We start from the raw sequence: 17,652 nt of genomic DNA, 5'->3' as shown, positions 1-17,652 counted from the left end.
GTTGCTCGCGTCGTTAACGCCGACGGCGGCGTGTGGGTTTCGCTTTTTCTTTTGGTTTTACTATAACGTCTGGCACAGCAGGTTGCTCTATCGGAAATATGGGTAATGCATTCAGTAAACGCTTGCCATAGTTTTTGGTCAATAAACGCTTATCATAAATAACCACTTCTCCCCAGCAACTATGGCTACGGATGAGTCGCCCTACCTGCTGGATCAAATTGAACGACGCCGCGGGCAGGCTCTGCACCTCGAAGGGGTAGCGGTTCAGGCTTTTCAACCACTCGCCCTCGGTGATCACCACCGGGCTGTCGATAGGCGGAAAAGCAATTTTGTGAATATGCACCTGAGTCAGCAGGTCGCCTTTCAAGTCCAGACCTTCGGCAAAAGATTGCAGCCCAACCAGCACGCTACGCTCGCCGTTGGTCACCCGCTTGCGGTGCAGCTCCACCAGACGATAGCGCGGCTGGTCGCCCTGAACCAGCAACAGTAGGCGCAGATCGGTAACGTGCTCCAGAAAACGCTGCATCGCCCGGCCGCTGGCAAAGAGTACCAACATCCCCTGATGCTTCTTGCTTTCCAGCTGTTCGCGGAAATAGGCGGCCATTTCCGCGATATGCTGCTCTTCGTTTTCAATTAGCGGTTCGTAGCGCATCTGCGGAATGACGATTCTGCCCTGTTCAACGTGATTAAACGGTGAATCCAGCGCAACAAACCGGTCCCCTGCTTTTTCCTTCAGGCCGCTCATTTCCTGCAGACGCGAGAAGCTGTTGAGCGAGCGTAGCGTTGCGGAAGTGACAATAATATGCGGTACGCTGCGCCACAGCAGTCGTTCGAGCTGATCGCTCACGCGGATCCCCACGCAGTGAAACCAGACGTGGATCTGCCCGTCACGCACCTCGCGCGTCGCCCATTTACTCACCGGCGCGCCTGATGATTGCGCGAGCGATGCCAGCCGCCACAATTTGCTTTGTGCCTCAAACATGCCCAGCGCCCGATTCATCTGCAAAATAACCCGATGCAGACGCACAATATCGTGAGTGCCGGTTTTTTCGCTGAGATCGTTGAGGAACAGTTCCGCCAGACCGCGCAGCATTTCCGTTAGTTTTGCCAGACGCTGACAAATCTCCATCACTTCCGCAGGTAGCTCCCCCATCGCGAAGCGGTGTTCCGCCTCCTGGGTAGCGGGCATGTACAGATTAAGAATGTTATTGAGCGAGGAAATCAGCTCATACAGTTCCTCACAGTGACCATTCAGACGCTCGGCATTCGCCAACGGAGGCGTGGTTTTTGGCCGAAACTGCTCCAGGCAGGTAGCCACTAATTTGCAAAACAGATCCAACTGCAGTCGGTACCAGGGGGCGCTGATTTCTGCGCTCATCTCCAGCGCATCGCGCGCGACGTCGGGCAAATGGTGGCCTTCATCAAGCACCAATAGCAGGTTTTTCGGCTCCGGCAAAACGGCTTCGCTTTCCATGGCCGCCATCACCAGCGCGTGGTTGGCAACCACCACTTCGGCTTCCTGAATCTCCCTGCGGGCAACAAAAAAAGGGCATTCACGATAGTAGTGACAGTTACGGTTCAGACAGCTGGCTTTATCAGTGCTCAGGCGTTGCCAGAGTCCGTCGTCGATAGCGATATCGGTGTGATCGCGCAGCCCGTCCCACTTGTAGCTGTCGAGATCGCCTTTTAGCCTGGCGCAGCGCTTTTGTTCTTCCTGGTTATTGGGCGTCAGATCGTCGTCGAGAAAGGCCAGTAGATCCTGCTGATTGGGTTCGGTACTGGCCAGCGCCGCTAAGTTACGCGGACAGACATAGCGTCCGCGACCAAACGCGGCGGTAAAACGCAGGTCAGGGATAATTTTGCGTAGCAGCGGTAAATCTTTGCTGTAGATCTGATCCTGCAAAGCGACGTTGGCGGTACTGACCACCAGCGTTTTTTGTTCTTCACGCGCTATGGCAATACCGGGAATCAGATAAGACAGAGTTTTCCCCACCCCGGTCGGCGCTTCAATCGCCAGATGTCGCCCTTCTTCCCCGGAGAGTGTTTTCGCAACGTCAGCAATCATCTGCCGCTGCGGCGCACGGGGGATAAAGTCGGGGATCTGTTCCTGAAGCGCCTTATACCAGGCGGCGATTTGCGCTTTTAACGCAGCCGTTAGTGCCATGAGAAAACCTGAAGTACTGTATAAACAGCCACTATTGTGGCACATTTCAGTCGTTGAATGTACCTTTTTCCCCCATTCTGGAAAGCGCTTCGCAGCTTTGACTTAAATTGCCGAATGGCGGCTTACATGCTATCCGGCCTACAGCCTGGTTCATTGCAGGCCGAATAAATGTGTCGATTAATAGTACCCCAGCAGCTTCCACCACAGCATGCCCACGGCAAAAATGATGATCACATTTGCCGTCACCACGCAGAGGTTAATCTTGTAAAAGCGCGGCCGTTCAAAATAGCCCTGGGCAAAATAAATAGGGCCAGGTCCGCCGCCATACTCGGTATTCCCCCACATCAGGTTACTAAAGATACCGAAGCAAATAGCGACCATCATCGGCGGCGCACCTGCAGCGATCGCCGTGGCCGCGAAAGGGGCATACAGCGCAGCCACGTGCCCGGTAGCCGTAGCAAAGAGATAATGGACGTAAATGTAAAGGATCCCCAGGACAATAAAGGACTCGATCGCGCCAAACCCTTGAATACCGCTGCCTAGCTTTACGGTCATCCATTTAATAAAGCCCAGATCGGCAAGTCCGGTCGCCAGACTAATTATGACGCTAAACCAGATTACCGTATCCCATGCCGCATGGTCATTAAGCAGGCTTTTCCAGCTAACGGCACCCGAGGCGAACAGATAAGCAGCCAGCCCCAGTCCGACAGATGTGGCAGACAATCCAGTAATCAAGCTAGTGCCCCAGCCAACCAGCGCCAGCACAAACCCAAATGCAACCTTTTTCTCATTGCTGCTCATCGAACCGAGTTCACCGAGCGCCTGCTTACCCATCGCTTTTGCCTCTGGCGTACGCTTAAGCTCGGGATCCAATAACTTGTAAACCAGAAGTGGCATCAGGCAGAAACAGACCATCGCAGGGACCACTGCGGAAATAAACCATCCGCCCCAGGTTATCTCTATACCCAATGACGATTTAGCCAGACTGGCTACCAGCGGATTCGCCGCCATCCCGGTGAGGAAAATCGCCCCGGTAATCGGCGTAAACTGGAAGCACACCATGGTTAAGAAATCGCCAATGCGCTTGCCGGTAACCCCTGGAGCGGAACCCAATACATCATTGATGGAACGAGTGATGGGAAAAATAATGCCCCCGGACCGCGCGGTTACTGACGGCATTGCCGGGGCCATAATCAGATCGGAAACCCCCAGTGAGTAAGCGATACCCAGGCTGCTACCACCAAAGAGCGATAACATTTTATACGCGATACGTTTCCCCAGTCCTGACGTTACAAACCCCAGAGACAAGACGTAGGCACAGAAAATGAGCCATACCGTACCGGACGCAAACCCTGACAGCGCCTTTGCCTCTGGTAATGTTTTGGTGAAAATAACCACACAAAGTGCAACCAACATCACCGCCCCCGAAGGGAGCGGCTGAGTAAGAATGGCGGCAATGGTCGCGGCAAATATCGCGAACATATGCCAGGCCTGAGGCGTCAGACCATCAGGTACGGGATAAAACCAAACGATCGCGCCTATCGCCAGCGGTATCAGGAACGACAGAATGGATTTTCCCGTGACAGAATTCGTTGACATAAAAATATCCTTATTCCGTTAGCCCGAGAACGTTCATTTCCGCGACATATATCTTGCTAATACCTGATCCACCATCGCCGGTGCCATTCCAAGGTAATTTGCCGGGTCGGTCAGTTTTTCAATCAACTGTGGGTCCAGTCGTTCAGAGACAGAGGGCATCGCATTCAGCACATCAGCCAATCGCCCCCCCTGTTCGTTGACGATACGGCAGGCGTCGTACACCACGTCATGTGCATCCTGACGACCAATGTACGGGGCCAATCCCATCATGACTGCCTCAGCCACAATCAATCCGTTGGTCATACCGAGGTTACGTTTCATCGCCGCTTCATCGACCACCAGCCCCGCCAGCATAAAATTGGCCTGATGCAACGCCCCCGCGCTGAGAACGAAACTTTCCGGGATAGCAATCCATTCGGCATGCCACGGCCCGGTTGCACGCTCCAGATCTTGTACCATCGCATCAAGCATCAACCCTGCCTGTTGGCGAACACCTTTGGCACAGGCCAGCATCAGCTCGCTGGAAATAGGGTTGCGTTTCTGCGGCATGGTACTGCTGGCGCCACGCCCTTTAACAAACGGCTCATACAGCTCACCAAACTCGTTAGCTGCCAGCAGCATTACGTCGTAGGCAATCTTACCCAGCGACCCGGTAATCACCGCTAACAGGTTCACCGCTTCGGCAAAACCATCACGCGCGACGTGCCAGGTGGAGGTTGGAACATTCAGACCAAGCTCTTCCATCATCGCTTTTTGTACCGCCAGCCCTTTATCCCCCAGCGATGCCAGCGTACCGGCCGCCCCCGCAAATTCGCCAACCAATACACGAGGACGCGCCTGGGTAAGACGTTCCGCGTGGCGTTCAAACATATCCAGCCAGATGGCCGCTTTGTAACCGAATGTCACCGGCAAAGCCTGTTGTAAATGGGTTCTCCCGGCCATCGGCGTATCACGGTAGCGGCGTGAAAGATCGGCCAGCGTGGCGCGGAGTTTGTCCATATCGGATTCAATGAGCGCAAAAGCATCACGAATTTGCAGGACCACTGCGGTGTCCATAATGTCCTGAGTGGTTGCCCCCCAGTGCACATAACCGCCGGACTCGCCAGCCTGTTTAGAAATCTGGTGGACCAGCGGTAGGATCGGATAACCCACAATTTCGGTTTCATGGCGCAATAAATCAAAATCGAGCGTGTCGGCATTACATTTTTCAGCAATTTCCACCGCAGCAGCCTCGGGTATCACACCGCAGCGTGCCTGGGCTTTGGCTAATGCCACTTCCACTTCCACGTATTTGCGCACCAGTTCGCGATCGTCAAACACCGCGCGCATCGCCGGTGTACCGAAAGAATCCCTGAATAGAACAGAATCAAGTACATTCGAAGCCATAAATCCCCCTGGAAAATCTGATAATGATAAGATGCGTGTTTACGGCAGTTTGTTGAATGCCCAAACACCGCCACAATGTCCAGACATAACAAAATGTCCGTACATTTAAATGTACGGACATTTATAGTATTCATAAGAAATGTAGGGAATAGTCCGTACAAATTTTCGTGATAAAGATCACTAATATTTTGATGAAACTGCGATGAAAGAATCTCTGTACAAGCGAATAGCACGTGAACTGGCGCAGCAAATTGCGGTGGGAACCTTCGCCCCCGGCTCGCTGTTTCCTACGGAAATGGAACTGTGCGAAACATGGCAGGTCAGCCGCCACACCATGCGTGAGGCGTTAAGGGAATTAACAGAGCAAGGTCTGATTTCACGGCGTAAAGGTGCGGGTACTCGCGTTTGCGAACCTAAGGCGAACGGCGTCAATCACCCGCTATCGCATCTTGAGGATCTGTTGCTGCTGGCCAAAAACAATCTGCGCGTCATCAAGAAAATCGATGAGATTGTGGCGGACATAGAGTTGTCCCAGATGATTGGCTGCCCGCCAGGTTCTCGATGGCTGCACATTGCCAGCACTCGCGAAGATGCGCACAACCCCGACGCGCCAATCTGCTGGACGGACAGCTATGCCAGCACGGATTACGCCAAGTTGCGCACGTACATCCGTGACGATCCACACTCATTAATCAGCGATTTGATCGAAACGCATTACGGTATCAAAAGTCATGAGGTGCATCAGACAATTACGGCTGTCGGAGTGCCCAAAAAGGTGGCAAAGATTCTCAATGTAGCGCCTGATTCGCCAGCGATGAGAATTGTGCGTCGTTATCTGGACAGGAACGGGAAAGTATTTGAGACGACGATTTCGATTCACCCGGCAGGACGATATACCTGCTCGATCGTGCTGAAATCGCAAAATTCGGGGGAGTGATTGACCTATCCGGCTTACACAGTGTGTAGACCGGATAGCGTGTTTATACAGCCATACAGTAAGGGAATTACTGCGCTGTAGACGGTTTGCGCGGACGGCGCGGTGGACGAGGCTTGTCGCCTGCCGGTTTGCCTTCGCCGCTACGCGGTTTCGCTTTTGGCGCACCGCCATCCTGACGACGCGGCTGTTGGCCACGCCCTGCTCCACCCTGACCACGGCCGCCGCCGCCACGCTGCTGGCGACCATTCTGGATCGGCTCGGCTTTGATGGACGGGTCTGGCTCATAGCCTGGCGTTGCAATACGCGGGATCTCTTTTTTCAGCAGCTTCTCGATGTCGCGCAACAGCTTATGTTCATCGACGCACACCAGAGACAACGCTTCGCCAGTAGCGGCCGCACGACCGGTACGACCAATTCGGTGCACGTAATCTTCCGGGACGTTTGGCAACTCGTAGTTCACCACATGCGGCAATTCTTCAATGTCCAGGCCGCGCGCGGCAATGTCGGTCGCCACCAGCACGCGAATATCACCGGATTTAAAATCAGCCAGCGCACGCGTACGCGCTCCCTGAGATTTGTTACCGTGGATCGCCGCGCTGCGGATACCGTCTTTATTCAGCTGTTCCGCCAGATGGTTCGCACCGTGTTTGGTACGGGTAAACACCAGCACCTGCTGCCAGTTGCCCTGACCTATCATCTGCGACAACAGTTCGCGTTTACGCTTCTTATCTACGAAATGAACGTGCTGAGTCACCTGCTCGGACGCGGTATTACGACGCGCCACTTCGATTTCCAGCGGATTGTGCAGCAGCTTTTCGGCCAGCGACTTGATATCGTCAGAGAACGTGGCTGAGAACAGCAGGTTCTGACGTTTTGCCGGCAATTTCGCCAGAACGCGACGAATGTCGTGAATAAAGCCCATATCCAGCATGCGGTCAGCTTCATCCAGCACCAGAATTTCAACCTGATCCAGTTTCACCGCATTCTGGTGCTCCAGATCGAGCAAACGACCCGGAGTGGCAATCAGCACATCCACGCCGCCACGCAGCTTCATCATCTGCGGGTTAATACTGACGCCGCCGAAAACCACCAGCGAGCGAATATTCAGATACTTACTGTAATCACGGACGTTTTCGCCAATCTGGGCTGCCAGTTCGCGGGTTGGCGTAAGGATCAGCGCACGAACCGGACGACGGCTTTTACCATGCGGCTGATGAGTAATCAGGTGCTGCAACAGCGGCAGGGTAAAACCTGCCGTTTTCCCCGTGCCGGTCTGGGCGCTGGCCATCAGATCGCGGCCTTCCAGCACGGCAGGGATCGCCTGCTGCTGAATAGGGGTAGGTTCACGGTAACCCTGCTCGGCAACGGCACGTAAAATATCAGGGTTTAAACCAAGGGAATCAAAAGACATAACAACTCCGAACCACCCTGACCGTTACCGGTGTCGTTTTCAGGGAGATACATATAATAGAGATGACAAAAACCACAATGTCATGAAGGGGCGGAGTGTAGCAGTTTTTGTGATGTGCCGCATAAATTATCCCTGTGCAGGAAAATAACGGTCTGGACTGGACAAGGTTGCACATCAGTCATAATCTTAATCAATCGATTGATTAAGATTAGAGTTGGGCCATGAATACACCCACCATGACAACCAAAGGTGAACAGGCGAAAAATCAGCTCATTGCCGCCGCGCTGGCGCAGTTTGGCGAGTATGGTCTGCATGCCACCACGCGCGATATCGCCGCTCAGGCCGGGCAAAATATTGCGGCCATCACCTACTATTTTGGCTCAAAAGAGGATTTATATCTCGCCTGCGCCCAGTGGATTGCAGATTTTATCGGCTCACAGTTTCGCCCGCACGCTGAAGAAGCCGAGCGTCTGTTTGCGCAGCCGGAGCCTGATCGCGGCGCGATGCGCGAACTGATCCTGCGCGCCTGCAAAAATATGATCATGCTGTTAACTCAGGACGACACCGTTAACCTGAGCAAATTTATCTCGCGTGAACAGCTTTCCCCCACCGCGGCTTATCAACTGGTGCACGACCAGGTTATCAATCCGCTGCATACACACCTGACACGCCTGATTGCCGCCTATACCGGCGGCGATGCCAACGATACCCAAATGATTCTGCACACCCACGCCATACTCGGCGAAGTGCTGGCCTTTCGTCTGGGGAAAGAAACCATTCTGTTGCGTACGGGCTGGTCACAATTTGATGAGGATAAAACCGCGCTGATTGACCAAACGATCACCTGTCACATCGATCTTATTCTGCAAGGTTTAACGCAAAGGAGTCTGGAGTCATGAAAAAACCTGTCGTTCTCGGGCTGGTCATCGCGGCCCTCGTTGCCGTGATTGCCGGTGGAACGTGGTGGTATCAAAGCCGGCAAGATAACGGCCTGACGCTGTACGGCAATGTCGACATCCGTAGCGTCAACCTGAGTTTTCGCGTCGGCGGCAGGCTGGCCTCGCTGGCTGTTGACGAAGGCGATGCGATTACCGCCGGTCAGGTGCTGGGCGAACTGGATCGCGCGCCGTATGAAAACGCATTAATGCAGGCAAAAGCCAATGTTGCCGCTGCGCAGGCGCAATACGATCTGATGCTGGCAGGATATCGCGAAGAAGAGATCGCGCAAACCGCGGCGGCTGTCAAACAGGCGCAGGCGGCCTATGATTACGCGCAGAACTTTTACAATCGGCAGGTAGGATTGTGGAAAAGCCGCACCATTTCCGCCAACGATCTGGAAAACGCCCGTTCATCACGGGATCAGGCGCTGGCCTCACTGAAATCCGCGCAGGATAAGCTCACGCAATATCGCAGCGGTAATCGTGTACAGGACATCGAACAGGCAAAAGCCGCGCTCGAACAGGCCCAGGCCGAGCTGGCGCAGGCAGAGCTTAATTTGCATGACACCACGCTGACCTCGCCGTCAGATGGCACGCTTCTCACCCGTGCGGTTGAACCCGGCAGCATGCTGAACGAAGGGGGCACGGTACTGACGCTGTCGCTCACGCGTCCGGTATGGGTTCGCGCCTACGTTGACGAACGAAATCTGAGCCAGGCGCAGCCAGGACGAGAAATCCAGCTCTATACCGATGGTCGCCCGGACAAACCGTATCACGGTAAAATCGGCTTCGTATCCCCTACCGCCGAGTTTACGCCGAAAACGGTTGAGACCCCTGACCTGCGCACCGACCTGGTTTATCGACTGCGAATTGTCGTCACCGACGCGGACGATGCGCTACGCCAGGGAATGCCGGTAACAATTAAGTTTGCCGATGAGGCACGGCATGAATGACGCCGTCATTACGCTTAAAGGGCTGACGAAAAACTTTGCCGGAATGGAAAAACCGGCTGTCGCCCCACTCGACTGCACCGTCCATGCGGGCTACGTGACCGGACTTGTCGGACCCGACGGCGCGGGCAAAACTACGCTGATGCGAATGCTGGCGGGGTTGTTAAAACCCGATGCCGGAAGTGCTGCGGTGATTGGTTTTGATCCCATCAGAGACGACAGCGCGCTGCATGCAGTGCTCGGCTATATGCCGCAGAAATTTGGTCTGTATGAAGATTTGACGGTCATGGAGAACCTCAATCTCTATGCTGATTTGCGCAGCGTCACCGGTGAAACGCGAGAAAAAACCTTTGCCCGGCTACTGGAATTCACCTCGCTGGGGCCGTTTACCGGACGACTGGCTGGCAAGCTTTCCGGTGGCATGAAACAGAAGCTCGGGCTTGCCTGTACGCTGGTCGGCGAACCCAAAGTATTGCTGCTGGATGAGCCAGGCGTCGGCGTCGACCCTATTTCCCGTCGCGAACTGTGGCAAATGGTCCACGAACTGGCCGGGGACGGCATGCTGATCCTCTGGAGTACATCCTATCTGGATGAGGCTGAACAGTGTCGTGATGTGCTGCTGATGAACGAAGGGGAATTATTATACCAGGGCGATCCCACTCAGCTTACGCAAACCATGGCGGGTCGCAGCTTCCTGATGAGCAGTCCGCAGGAAAACAACCGCCGGCTGCTGCAACGCGCATTAAAACTGCCGCAGGTCAGCGATGGGATGATTCAGGGGAAATCAGTCCGTTTAATCCTGAAAAAAGAGGCTACAGCTCAGCAGATTCAACGCGCTGACGGCATGCCGGAGATAACCATCAACGAAACTGCGCCGCGCTTCGAAGATGCTTTTATCGATTTACTCGGTGGGGCCGGAACATCAGAGTCCCCGCTGGGGGCTATCCTGCATACCGTGGAAGGCACGCCTGGCGAAACGGTGATCGAGGCCAAAGCGCTGACCAAGAAATTTGGCGATTTTGCCGCTACCGACCACGTAGACTTTGCCGTGCAGCGCGGCGAGATTTTTGGTCTGTTAGGACCCAACGGCGCCGGTAAGTCTACCACGTTTAAAATGATGTGCGGCCTGCTGGTCCCCACTTCCGGCAAAGCGCTGGTGCTGGATATGGATCTGAAAGTCAGCTCCGGCAAAGCGCGTCAGCATCTGGGCTATATGGCGCAGAAATTCTCCCTGTATGGCAACCTGACGGTTGAACAGAATCTGCGCTTTTTCTCCGGTGTCTACGGCCTGCGCGGTCGGGCGCAGAAAGAGAAAATTGACCGTATGAGCGAGGCATTCGGCCTGAAGAGCATCGCCTCCCACGCCACCGACGAATTGCCGCTGGGCTTTAAGCAGCGTCTGGCGCTGGCCTGCTCACTGATGCATGAACCCGACATTCTGTTCCTTGATGAACCCACTTCCGGGGTCGATCCCCTCACCCGCCGCGAGTTCTGGTTGCATATCAACAGCATGGTGGAAAAAGGCGTCACGGTGATGGTGACCACCCACTTTATGGATGAGGCGGAATACTGCGATCGCATCGGGTTGGTGTATCGCGGCAAACTGATTGCCAGCGGTACGCCGGACGACCTGAAAGCTCAGGCTGCCGACAGCGACACGCCGGATCCGACCATGGAGCAGGCGTTTATTACGCTAATCAATGACTGGGATAAGGAGCATACGCATGAGTAACTCCGCTCTCTCCTGGCGTCGCGTACGTGCGCTGTGCGTAAAAGAGACGCGCCAGATCGTCCGCGATCCCAGCAGTTGGCTGATTGCGGTGGTGATCCCGCTGCTGCTGCTGTTTATCTTCGGCTACGGGATCAACCTCGACTCCAGCAAGCTGCGGGTAGGGATTTTGCTCGAACAGCAAAGCGAAGAGGCGCTGGATTTTACCCATACTATGACCGGTTCGCCCTATATTGACGCCACCATCAGCGATAACCGTCAGGAACTGATTGAGAAAATGCAGGCCGGGCGCATTCGCGGGCTGGTGGTGATCCCTGTGGATTTCGCCCAGCAGATGGCGCGGCCCAACGACGTGGCGCCGATCCAGGTGATTACCGACGGCAGTGAGCCGAATACCGCCAACTTTGTGCAGGGTTATGTCGAAGGCATCTGGCAAATCTGGCAGCAACAGCGGGCGGAAGATCGTGGAGAATCGTTCAAGCCATTGATCGATGTGCAGACCCGCTACTGGTTTAACCCGGCGGCCATCAGCCAGCACTTTATTATTCCTGGGGCAGTAACCATCATAATGACGGTCATTGGCGCCATCCTCACCTCATTAGTGGTGGCACGCGAATGGGAGCGCGGAACCATGGAAGCGCTGCTGTCTACCGAAGTCACCCGCGTCGAACTCCTACTGTGCAAACTGATCCCCTATTACTTTCTGGGCATGCTGGCGATGCTGCTGTGTATGCTGGTATCGGTGTTTATTCTTGGCGTGCCCTATCGTGGCTCGTTGCTGATCCTGTTTTTTATTACCAGCCTGTTTCTGCTCAGTACGCTCGGCATGGGGTTGCTTATTTCCACCATCACTCGCAACCAGTTTAACGCCGCGCAGGTCGCGCTGAATGCCGCCTTCCTGCCCTCGATTATGCTGTCGGGTTTTATCTTCCAGATAGACAGCATGCCCGCGATTATTCGGGCGGTGACCTACATTATTCCGGCTCGTTATTTCGTCAGCACCCTGCAAAGCCTGTTTCTGGCGGGAAATATTCCGGTAGTGCTGATTGTCAACGTGCTGTTTTTAATCGCTTCGGCAGTAATGTTTATCGGCCTGACGTGGCTTAAAACCAAACGTCGGCTGGATTAAGGGGACGGGCATGTTTCATCGATTATGGACATTAATTCGCAAAGAGCTGCAATCGCTGTTACGCGAACCGCAGACGCGAGCCATTCTGATTTTACCGGTGCTGATTCAGGTTATCCTGTTCCCGTTCGCGGCAACGCTGGAAGTCACCAACGCGACTATCGCTATCTATAACGAAGATAACGGTAAACATTCGGTGGAGCTCACCCAGCGCTTCGCCCGCGCCAGCGCCTTTACGCATGTTCTGCTGCTGAAAAGTCCGCAGGAGATCCAGCCCACCATCGACACGCAAAAAGCCCTGCTGTTGGTGCGTTTCCCGGCTAACTTTTCGCGTAATCTGGATACCTTCCAGCAGGCTCCCATGCAGATTATCCTCGACGGACGTAACTCCAACAGCGCGCAAATTGCCGCGAATTACCTGCAGCAAATCGTTAAGGAGTATCAGCAGGAGCTGATGGACGGCAAGCCGAAGCCGAATAACAGCGAGCTGGTAGTGCGTAACTGGTATAACCCGAATCTGGATTATAAATGGTTTGTGGTTCCGTCGCTGATCGCCATGATCACCACTATCGGCGTAATGATCGTCACCTCGCTCTCGGTTGCCCGCGAGCGCGAGCAAGGCACGCTGGATCAACTGCTGGTTTCCCCGCTTACCACCTGGCAGATTTTCATCGGCAAAGCGGTGCCTGCGTTAATTGTGGCAACTTTTCAGGCCACCATTGTGCTGGCGATCGGCATCTGGGCTTATCACATCCCATTTGCCGGTTCACTGGGGTTGTTCTATTTCACGATGGTAATTTACGGGCTGTCGCTGGTCGGCTTTGGTCTGCTGATTTCATCGCTGTGCGCCACCCAGCAGCAGGCATTTATCGGGGTGTTTGTGTTTATGATGCCAGCGATTTTACTCTCGGGCTATGTTTCACCGGTCGAAAACATGCCGGTCTGGTTGCAGAATCTGACGTGGATAAACCCAATCCGTCATTTTACGGACATCACCAAACAAATTTACCTGAAGGATGCGAGTCTGCAGATTGTCTGGGGAAGTTTGTGGCCGCTATTAGTGATAGCGGCCACGACCGGCTCAGCGGCGTATGCGATGTTTAGACGCAAGGTGATGTAGCTTTTTGTCTTTCGCCAGCAGCGAGACCACGGCGGGTCCGGCAAGGATCACCAGCCCCGCCAGTGCCAGCAAGACGTTATTTTGCAACACACGCGACAGCAGCCACAGTACGATCATTGCGGCACCGAAATACCACGTGGTAGTCAGCTCTTCCAGCACGTCAGCGACGTCGCGCCAGCGCTGTTCATGGTGACGTTGCAAGGCCAGCATTAATAAAACCGTTACGCCGTAAACGACGCATAATCCCAGGCCGACGCGCACCAGCGTGCCGCTCATCCAGCCCATTACCAGCAACGCCACTACCAGTAAATGCAACACTATCTGCCAGCAACTTAGACCCGTTGCGACACGAACACGTTGTTGCCACCTCATGGCTATTCTCCTGAAGGATTTTCGACTAATTGTTCAGAGTACCGGACTTTACGGAAAATTCCGCAACACCGCATCTTTTTGTGACGACGACTACACTATTTTATTTAGGAAGTGACGCCATCGGGAGGCTCATGAGCGGATCGGGAGTTCAATTTTCATTCAATGTGCTCACCATTAATACTCACAAAGGGTTCACCGCCTTCAACCGGCGTTTTATTTTACCTGAGCTACGGGAGGCTGTCAGAACGGTTGGTGCAGACATTGTGTGTCTGCAGGAAGTCATGGGCGCGCACGAAGCTCATTCGTTGCATATTGAGAACTGGCCGGATACCAGCCACTACGAATTTCTGGCGGACACGATGTGGAGCGACTTCGCCTACGGGCGTAACGCCGTATACCCGCAGGGACATCACGGTAATGCGGTGCTGTCGCGGTATCCCATTGAGCATTATGAAAATCGTGATGTTTCCGTCGGCGCGAGTGAAAAGCGCGGGGTCCTTTACTGCCGAATCGTACCGCCAATGCTCTCCCACCCCATCCATGTGATGTGCGTGCATCTCGGTTTGCGTGAAGCTCACCGCCAGGCCCAGCTCGCTATGCTGGCAGACTGGGTCAACGCCCTGCCCGACACGGAGCCCGTGGTGATCGCCGGAGATTTTAATGACTGGCGGCAAACGGCCAATCGCCCGTTGAAAGCCAGGGCCGGCCTTGATGAGATTTTTACCCGCGCCCACGGTCGCCCGGCGCGAACCTTTCCGGTGCAGTTTCCCCTGCTGCGTCTGGACAGGATCTATGTGAAAAACGCCAATGCCAGTACTCCAACGACGCTGGCGCTGCGCCACTGGCGACATTTGTCCGATCATGCCCCCCTGAGTGCGGAGATTCATTTATGAAATATGGCTGGCGTGAAGGCAATCAAATACAACTGCTGGAAAACGGCGATCAATTTTATCCCGCCGTCTTTGAGGCCATTGAGCAGGCGCAGCAAAAAATTATCCTCGAAACCTTTATCTGGTTTGAGGATGCGGTCGGAAAACAGCTGCATGCCGCGCTACTCGGGGCCGCCCAGCGAGGAATCAAAGCAGAGGTGCTGCTGGATGGCTACGGCTCGCCGGATCTTAGCGACAGTTTTGTCGAAGAGCTCACCGTAGCCGGCGTTGTTTTCCGCTACTACGATCCGCGTCCACGTTTGTTTGGAATGCGCACCAATCTCTTTCGCCGTATGCATCGCAAAATTGTGGTCATTGATGATCGTGTTGCCTTTGTCGGCGGCATCAATTACTCCGCTGAACATATGTCTGATTACGGCCCTGAGGCCAAGCAGGATTACGCCGTGCGTGTTGAAGGTCCAGTCGTGGCCGACATCCTGACATTCGTGCTGGAAAACCTGCCCGGGCAAAGCGCCGTACGCCGCTGGTGGCGACGTCATCACCGGGCAATCGACAATCATCGTCCCGGCGAAGCGCAGGCGCTGTTTGTCTGGCGCGATAACGAAGAGCATCGCGATGATATTGAACGCCATTATCTGAAAATGCTGACCCAGGCCCGGCGGGAAGTGATTATCGCCAATGCCTATTTCTTTCCCGGATATCGCCTGCTGCATGCCCTGCGTAAAGCAGCGCGGCGCGGCGTTCGGGTAAAACTCATCGTGCAGGGCGAACCGGACATGCCGATTGTAAAAGTGGGCGCCCGCCTGTTGTATAACTATCTGGTCAAGGGCGGCGTCCATGTCTATGAATACCGTCGTAAACCTCTGCATGGCAAAGTAGCGCTGATGGACGATCACTGGGCGACGGTGGGCTCCAGCAATCTCGATCCGCTGAGCCTGTCGCTGAATCTGGAAGCAAATCTGATTATTCATGACCGCACATTTAACCAGACTCTGCGTGACAACCTGAATCCCATTATTGCCAAGGACTGCAAGCGGGTTGACGAATCTATGCTGCCAAAACGCACCTGGTGGAACCTGACCAAGAGCGTGCTGGCCTTCCACTTCTTACGCCACTTCCCGGCGCTGGTCGGCTGGCTGCCGGCGCATACCCCGCTTCTGGCCGAGGTAGAGCCGCCCGCACAGCCCGCTCTGGAAACCCAGGACCGTATACAAACTGAGGATGCAGGAGGGAAAACCTGATGACAAAAAACCACCGACGCTGGCGGTTAGCGAAAAAGATCCTCACATGGCTTTTTTTTATTGCGGTGATCGTATTGCTGGTCGTTTATGCCAGCAAGGTCAACTGGCAGGAAGTATGGACGGTAATCCGCGATTATAATCGGATTGCCCTGCTCAGTGCCGTGGGGCTGGTGATCGTCAGTTATTTACTTTACGGCTGTTATGACCTGCTCGGGCGCTACTACTGTGGGCACAAGCTGGCAAAACGCCAGGTCATGCTGGTGTCGTTTATCTGTTACGCCTTCAACCTGACGTTAAGCACCTGGGTGGGCGGTATTGGGATGCGCTATCGGCTCTACTCGCGTCTCGGGTTGCCGGGGAGCACAATTACCCGAATTTTTTCACTGAGCATTACCACCAACTGGCTGGGCTATATTCTGCTGGGCGGTTTTATTTTTACTTTCGGCGTCGTCGAACTGCCCGCGCACTGGTATATCGATGAAGGTACGCTGCGTATCTTAGGCATTGCGCTGCTGTTGATAATTGGCGTTTATCTGTGGTTTTGCGCCTTCGCTAAACATCGCCACATCACCATCAAGGGCCAAAAACTGGTGCTACCCTCCTGGAAATTTGCCCTCGCACAAATGGCGATATCCGGGGCTAACTGGATGGTAATGGGGGCGATTATCTGGTTGTTGCTGGGTCAGAATATTAACTATTTCTTCGTGCTGGGCGTGCTACTGGTGAGCAGTATTGCCGGCGTTATCGTACATATTCCGGCGGGAATTGGCGTGCTGGAGGCGGTGTTTATGGCGCTGCTGGCAGGAGAGGACACGTCTCAGGGCACGATCATTGCCGCACTGCTCGCGTATCGCGTGCTGTACTATTTTATTCCGCTACTGCTGGCGCTGGTGTGTTATTTGCTGCTGGAGAGTCGGGCGAAAAAGCTGCGGGTAAAAAACGAGAAGGCGATGGCGAAATGATTTGCCGGATGCGGCTTAACGCCTTATCCGGCCTACTTTCGATACACAACTGTAGGCCGGATAAGCGCAGCGCCATCCGGCAACAGACGATTAACGACGATTGCCAAAAATACGCAGCAGCATCAGGAACAGGTTGATGAAGTCCAGATACAGCGTTAGGGCTCCAAGAATCGCGTATTTACGCAGATTGGAGCTGTCGCGCAGGTCGATCTGCTCACCGATATTTTTCAACTTCTGCGTGTCATAGGCGGTCAGGCCAACAAACACAATCACCCCGATATAGGTTACCGCCCACATCAGCGCTTCGCTCTTGAGCCAGAAGTTAACCAGCGAGGCCAGCACAATACCGATCAGCGCCATGAACAGCATATTGCCGAAGCCGCTCAAATCGCGTTTGGTGGTGTAGCCATACAGACTCATGATCCCGAACATCCCGCCGGTGACCACGAAGGTGCTGGCGATAGACGAGTAGGTATAGACGATAAAAATGCTTGATAGCGTCAAACCGGTTAATGCCGAATAGAGCATAAACAGCGTTGTCGCCATACCTGCGCTGAGCCTTTGCACCATGCCGGACAGGACAAACACCAGCGCCAGTTGAGCGATGATCAGGCCAAAGAAGGTGATTTTGCTGGAGAAGACAAACATCATCACCGCGGGCGTATTTGCCGCATACCAGGCGATAAACGCCGTCAGCAACAGTCCGCAGGTCATCCAGCCGTACACCTGCGCCATATACGTTTGCAGGCCGGAACGGGCCTGTACAATAGAATCGGATCGTGGGAATCGGTCCATGACAATCTCCTGAATCAGTATGAGCCTACAAC

15 protein-coding genes are annotated in these 17,652 nt (G+C 54.3%); 9 read left to right on the top strand and 6 right to left on the bottom strand.

All coding sequences use genetic code 11. From position 1 onward, the window contains the following. Positions 1-13 precede the first annotated feature (13 nt). The 3 genes from dinG to OGV94_RS17535 form a co-directional block, all read right to left on the bottom strand. The gene (dinG, locus tag OGV94_RS17545; RefSeq protein WP_043015688.1) at positions 14-2,164 is read right to left on the bottom strand and encodes an ATP-dependent DNA helicase DinG; all 2,151 of its coding nucleotides are present in this window, start codon (positions 2,162-2,164) and stop codon (positions 14-16) included. 177 nt (positions 2,165-2,341) lie between these two features. Then, positions 2,342-3,763, bottom strand: coding sequence for a DASS family sodium-coupled anion symporter (locus OGV94_RS17540; protein ID WP_043015687.1), 1,422 nt, complete (start codon positions 3,761-3,763; stop codon positions 2,342-2,344). A gap of 33 nt (positions 3,764-3,796) precedes the next feature. Then, positions 3,797-5,149 carry a class-II fumarase/aspartase family protein gene (locus OGV94_RS17535; protein WP_043015686.1) on the bottom strand — a complete coding sequence of 451 codons (1,353 nt, stop codon included), beginning with the start codon at positions 5,147-5,149 and terminating at the stop codon, positions 3,797-3,799. 202 nt (positions 5,150-5,351) lie between these two features. Here OGV94_RS17535 and OGV94_RS17530 point away from each other — a divergent pair, with 202 nt between their 5' ends. Beyond that, positions 5,352-6,086 (top strand): GntR family transcriptional regulator, encoded by a 735-nt coding sequence (locus OGV94_RS17530; RefSeq protein WP_200000351.1) that lies wholly within the window; start codon positions 5,352-5,354, stop codon positions 6,084-6,086. A gap of 67 nt (positions 6,087-6,153) precedes the next feature. Here the strand turns inward: OGV94_RS17530 and rhlE are convergent, their stop codons facing one another. Further along, positions 6,154-7,497 (bottom strand): ATP-dependent RNA helicase RhlE, encoded by a 1,344-nt coding sequence (rhlE, locus tag OGV94_RS17525; protein WP_043015685.1) that lies wholly within the window; start codon positions 7,495-7,497, stop codon positions 6,154-6,156. A gap of 221 nt (positions 7,498-7,718) precedes the next feature. Here rhlE and cecR point away from each other — a divergent pair, with 221 nt between their 5' ends. The 5 genes from cecR to OGV94_RS17500 are packed head-to-tail and all read left to right on the top strand — an operon-like array spanning position 7,719 to position 13,360. Next, a complete protein-coding gene (gene cecR / locus OGV94_RS17520; RefSeq protein WP_003035216.1) occupies positions 7,719-8,396 on the top strand; it encodes a transcriptional regulator CecR in 678 nt (225 codons plus the stop codon). Beyond that, positions 8,393-9,388, top strand: a complete 996-nt coding sequence (gene hlyD / locus OGV94_RS17515; protein ID WP_047412484.1) for a secretion protein HlyD — start codon at positions 8,393-8,395, stop codon at positions 9,386-9,388. Before cecR ends, hlyD begins: the two co-directional genes overlap by 4 nt. Further along, a complete protein-coding gene (locus OGV94_RS17510; RefSeq protein WP_043015683.1) occupies positions 9,381-11,117 on the top strand; it encodes an ATP-binding cassette domain-containing protein in 1,737 nt (578 codons plus the stop codon). The genes hlyD and OGV94_RS17510 overlap by 8 nt, the downstream gene beginning before the upstream one ends. Next, entirely contained in the window at positions 11,110-12,243 is a 1,134-nt protein-coding gene (locus OGV94_RS17505) for an ABC transporter permease (RefSeq protein ID WP_043015682.1), read from the top strand. The genes OGV94_RS17510 and OGV94_RS17505 overlap by 8 nt, the downstream gene beginning before the upstream one ends. 10 nt (positions 12,244-12,253) lie before the next feature. After that, on the top strand, positions 12,254-13,360 hold the full coding sequence (locus OGV94_RS17500) for an ABC transporter permease (RefSeq protein WP_008784194.1): 1,107 nt from the start codon (positions 12,254-12,256) through the stop codon (positions 13,358-13,360). On the opposite strand, the gene OGV94_RS17495 is transcribed toward OGV94_RS17500, so the two are convergent. Next, positions 13,322-13,732 carry a YbhQ family protein gene (locus OGV94_RS17495; RefSeq protein ID WP_016152353.1) on the bottom strand — a complete coding sequence of 137 codons (411 nt, stop codon included), beginning with the start codon at positions 13,730-13,732 and terminating at the stop codon, positions 13,322-13,324. The two genes, OGV94_RS17500 and OGV94_RS17495, sit on opposite strands and share 39 nt — an antisense overlap. Positions 13,733-13,863: 131 nt before the next feature. On the opposite strand from OGV94_RS17495, the gene OGV94_RS17490 reads away from it, so the two are divergent. Genes OGV94_RS17490 through OGV94_RS17480 form a run of 3 tightly spaced genes read left to right on the top strand, consistent with a single transcriptional unit; the run spans position 13,864 to position 16,825 of the window. Then, entirely contained in the window at positions 13,864-14,625 is a 762-nt protein-coding gene (locus OGV94_RS17490) for an endonuclease/exonuclease/phosphatase family protein (protein WP_047412486.1), read from the top strand. Further along, positions 14,622-15,863, top strand: coding sequence for a cardiolipin synthase ClsB (gene clsB / locus OGV94_RS17485; protein WP_286523871.1), 1,242 nt, complete (start codon positions 14,622-14,624; stop codon positions 15,861-15,863). Before OGV94_RS17490 ends, clsB begins: the two co-directional genes overlap by 4 nt. Continuing rightward, positions 15,863-16,825, top strand: a complete 963-nt coding sequence (locus tag OGV94_RS17480) for a lysylphosphatidylglycerol synthase domain-containing protein (RefSeq protein ID WP_193144679.1) — start codon at positions 15,863-15,865, stop codon at positions 16,823-16,825. The genes clsB and OGV94_RS17480 overlap by 1 nt, the downstream gene beginning before the upstream one ends. 90 nt (positions 16,826-16,915) lie before the next feature. Here OGV94_RS17480 and OGV94_RS17475 read toward each other — a convergent pair whose 3' ends face one another. After that, on the bottom strand, positions 16,916-17,620 hold the full coding sequence (locus OGV94_RS17475) for a Bax inhibitor-1/YccA family protein (RefSeq protein ID WP_003831536.1): 705 nt from the start codon (positions 17,618-17,620) through the stop codon (positions 16,916-16,918). Positions 17,621-17,652 lie beyond the last annotated feature (32 nt).

Origin of the sequence: Citrobacter sp. Ce006 (assembly GCF_030336535.1) — a bacterium.
Lineage (GTDB): Bacteria > Pseudomonadota > Gammaproteobacteria > Enterobacterales > Enterobacteriaceae > Citrobacter > Citrobacter europaeus.
Note: the sequence above shows the minus strand (reverse complement) of the source record. Positions and strands in the feature narration are given on the sequence as shown.

Coding starts and splice junctions, on each gene's coding strand:
- dinG (WP_043015688.1), bottom strand. CDS start 2,164: ATGGCACTAACGGCTGCGTTAAAAGCGCAAATCGCCGCCTGGTATAAG.
- OGV94_RS17490 (WP_047412486.1), top strand. CDS start 13,864: ATGAGCGGATCGGGAGTTCAATTTTCATTCAATGTGCTCACCATTAAT.
- OGV94_RS17480 (WP_193144679.1), top strand. CDS start 15,863: ATGACAAAAAACCACCGACGCTGGCGGTTAGCGAAAAAGATCCTCACA.
- hlyD (WP_047412484.1), top strand. CDS start 8,393: ATGAAAAAACCTGTCGTTCTCGGGCTGGTCATCGCGGCCCTCGTTGCC.
- OGV94_RS17505 (WP_043015682.1), top strand. CDS start 11,110: ATGAGTAACTCCGCTCTCTCCTGGCGTCGCGTACGTGCGCTGTGCGTA.
- OGV94_RS17535 (WP_043015686.1), bottom strand. CDS start 5,149: ATGGCTTCGAATGTACTTGATTCTGTTCTATTCAGGGATTCTTTCGGT.
- clsB (WP_286523871.1), top strand. CDS start 14,622: ATGAAATATGGCTGGCGTGAAGGCAATCAAATACAACTGCTGGAAAAC.
- OGV94_RS17540 (WP_043015687.1), bottom strand. CDS start 3,763: ATGTCAACGAATTCTGTCACGGGAAAATCCATTCTGTCGTTCCTGATA.
- rhlE (WP_043015685.1), bottom strand. CDS start 7,497: ATGTCTTTTGATTCCCTTGGTTTAAACCCTGATATTTTACGTGCCGTT.
- OGV94_RS17500 (WP_008784194.1), top strand. CDS start 12,254: ATGTTTCATCGATTATGGACATTAATTCGCAAAGAGCTGCAATCGCTG.
- cecR (WP_003035216.1), top strand. CDS start 7,719: ATGAATACACCCACCATGACAACCAAAGGTGAACAGGCGAAAAATCAG.
- OGV94_RS17510 (WP_043015683.1), top strand. CDS start 9,381: ATGAATGACGCCGTCATTACGCTTAAAGGGCTGACGAAAAACTTTGCC.
- OGV94_RS17475 (WP_003831536.1), bottom strand. CDS start 17,620: ATGGACCGATTCCCACGATCCGATTCTATTGTACAGGCCCGTTCCGGC.
- OGV94_RS17530 (WP_200000351.1), top strand. CDS start 5,352: ATGAAAGAATCTCTGTACAAGCGAATAGCACGTGAACTGGCGCAGCAA.
- OGV94_RS17495 (WP_016152353.1), bottom strand. CDS start 13,732: ATGAGGTGGCAACAACGTGTTCGTGTCGCAACGGGTCTAAGTTGCTGG.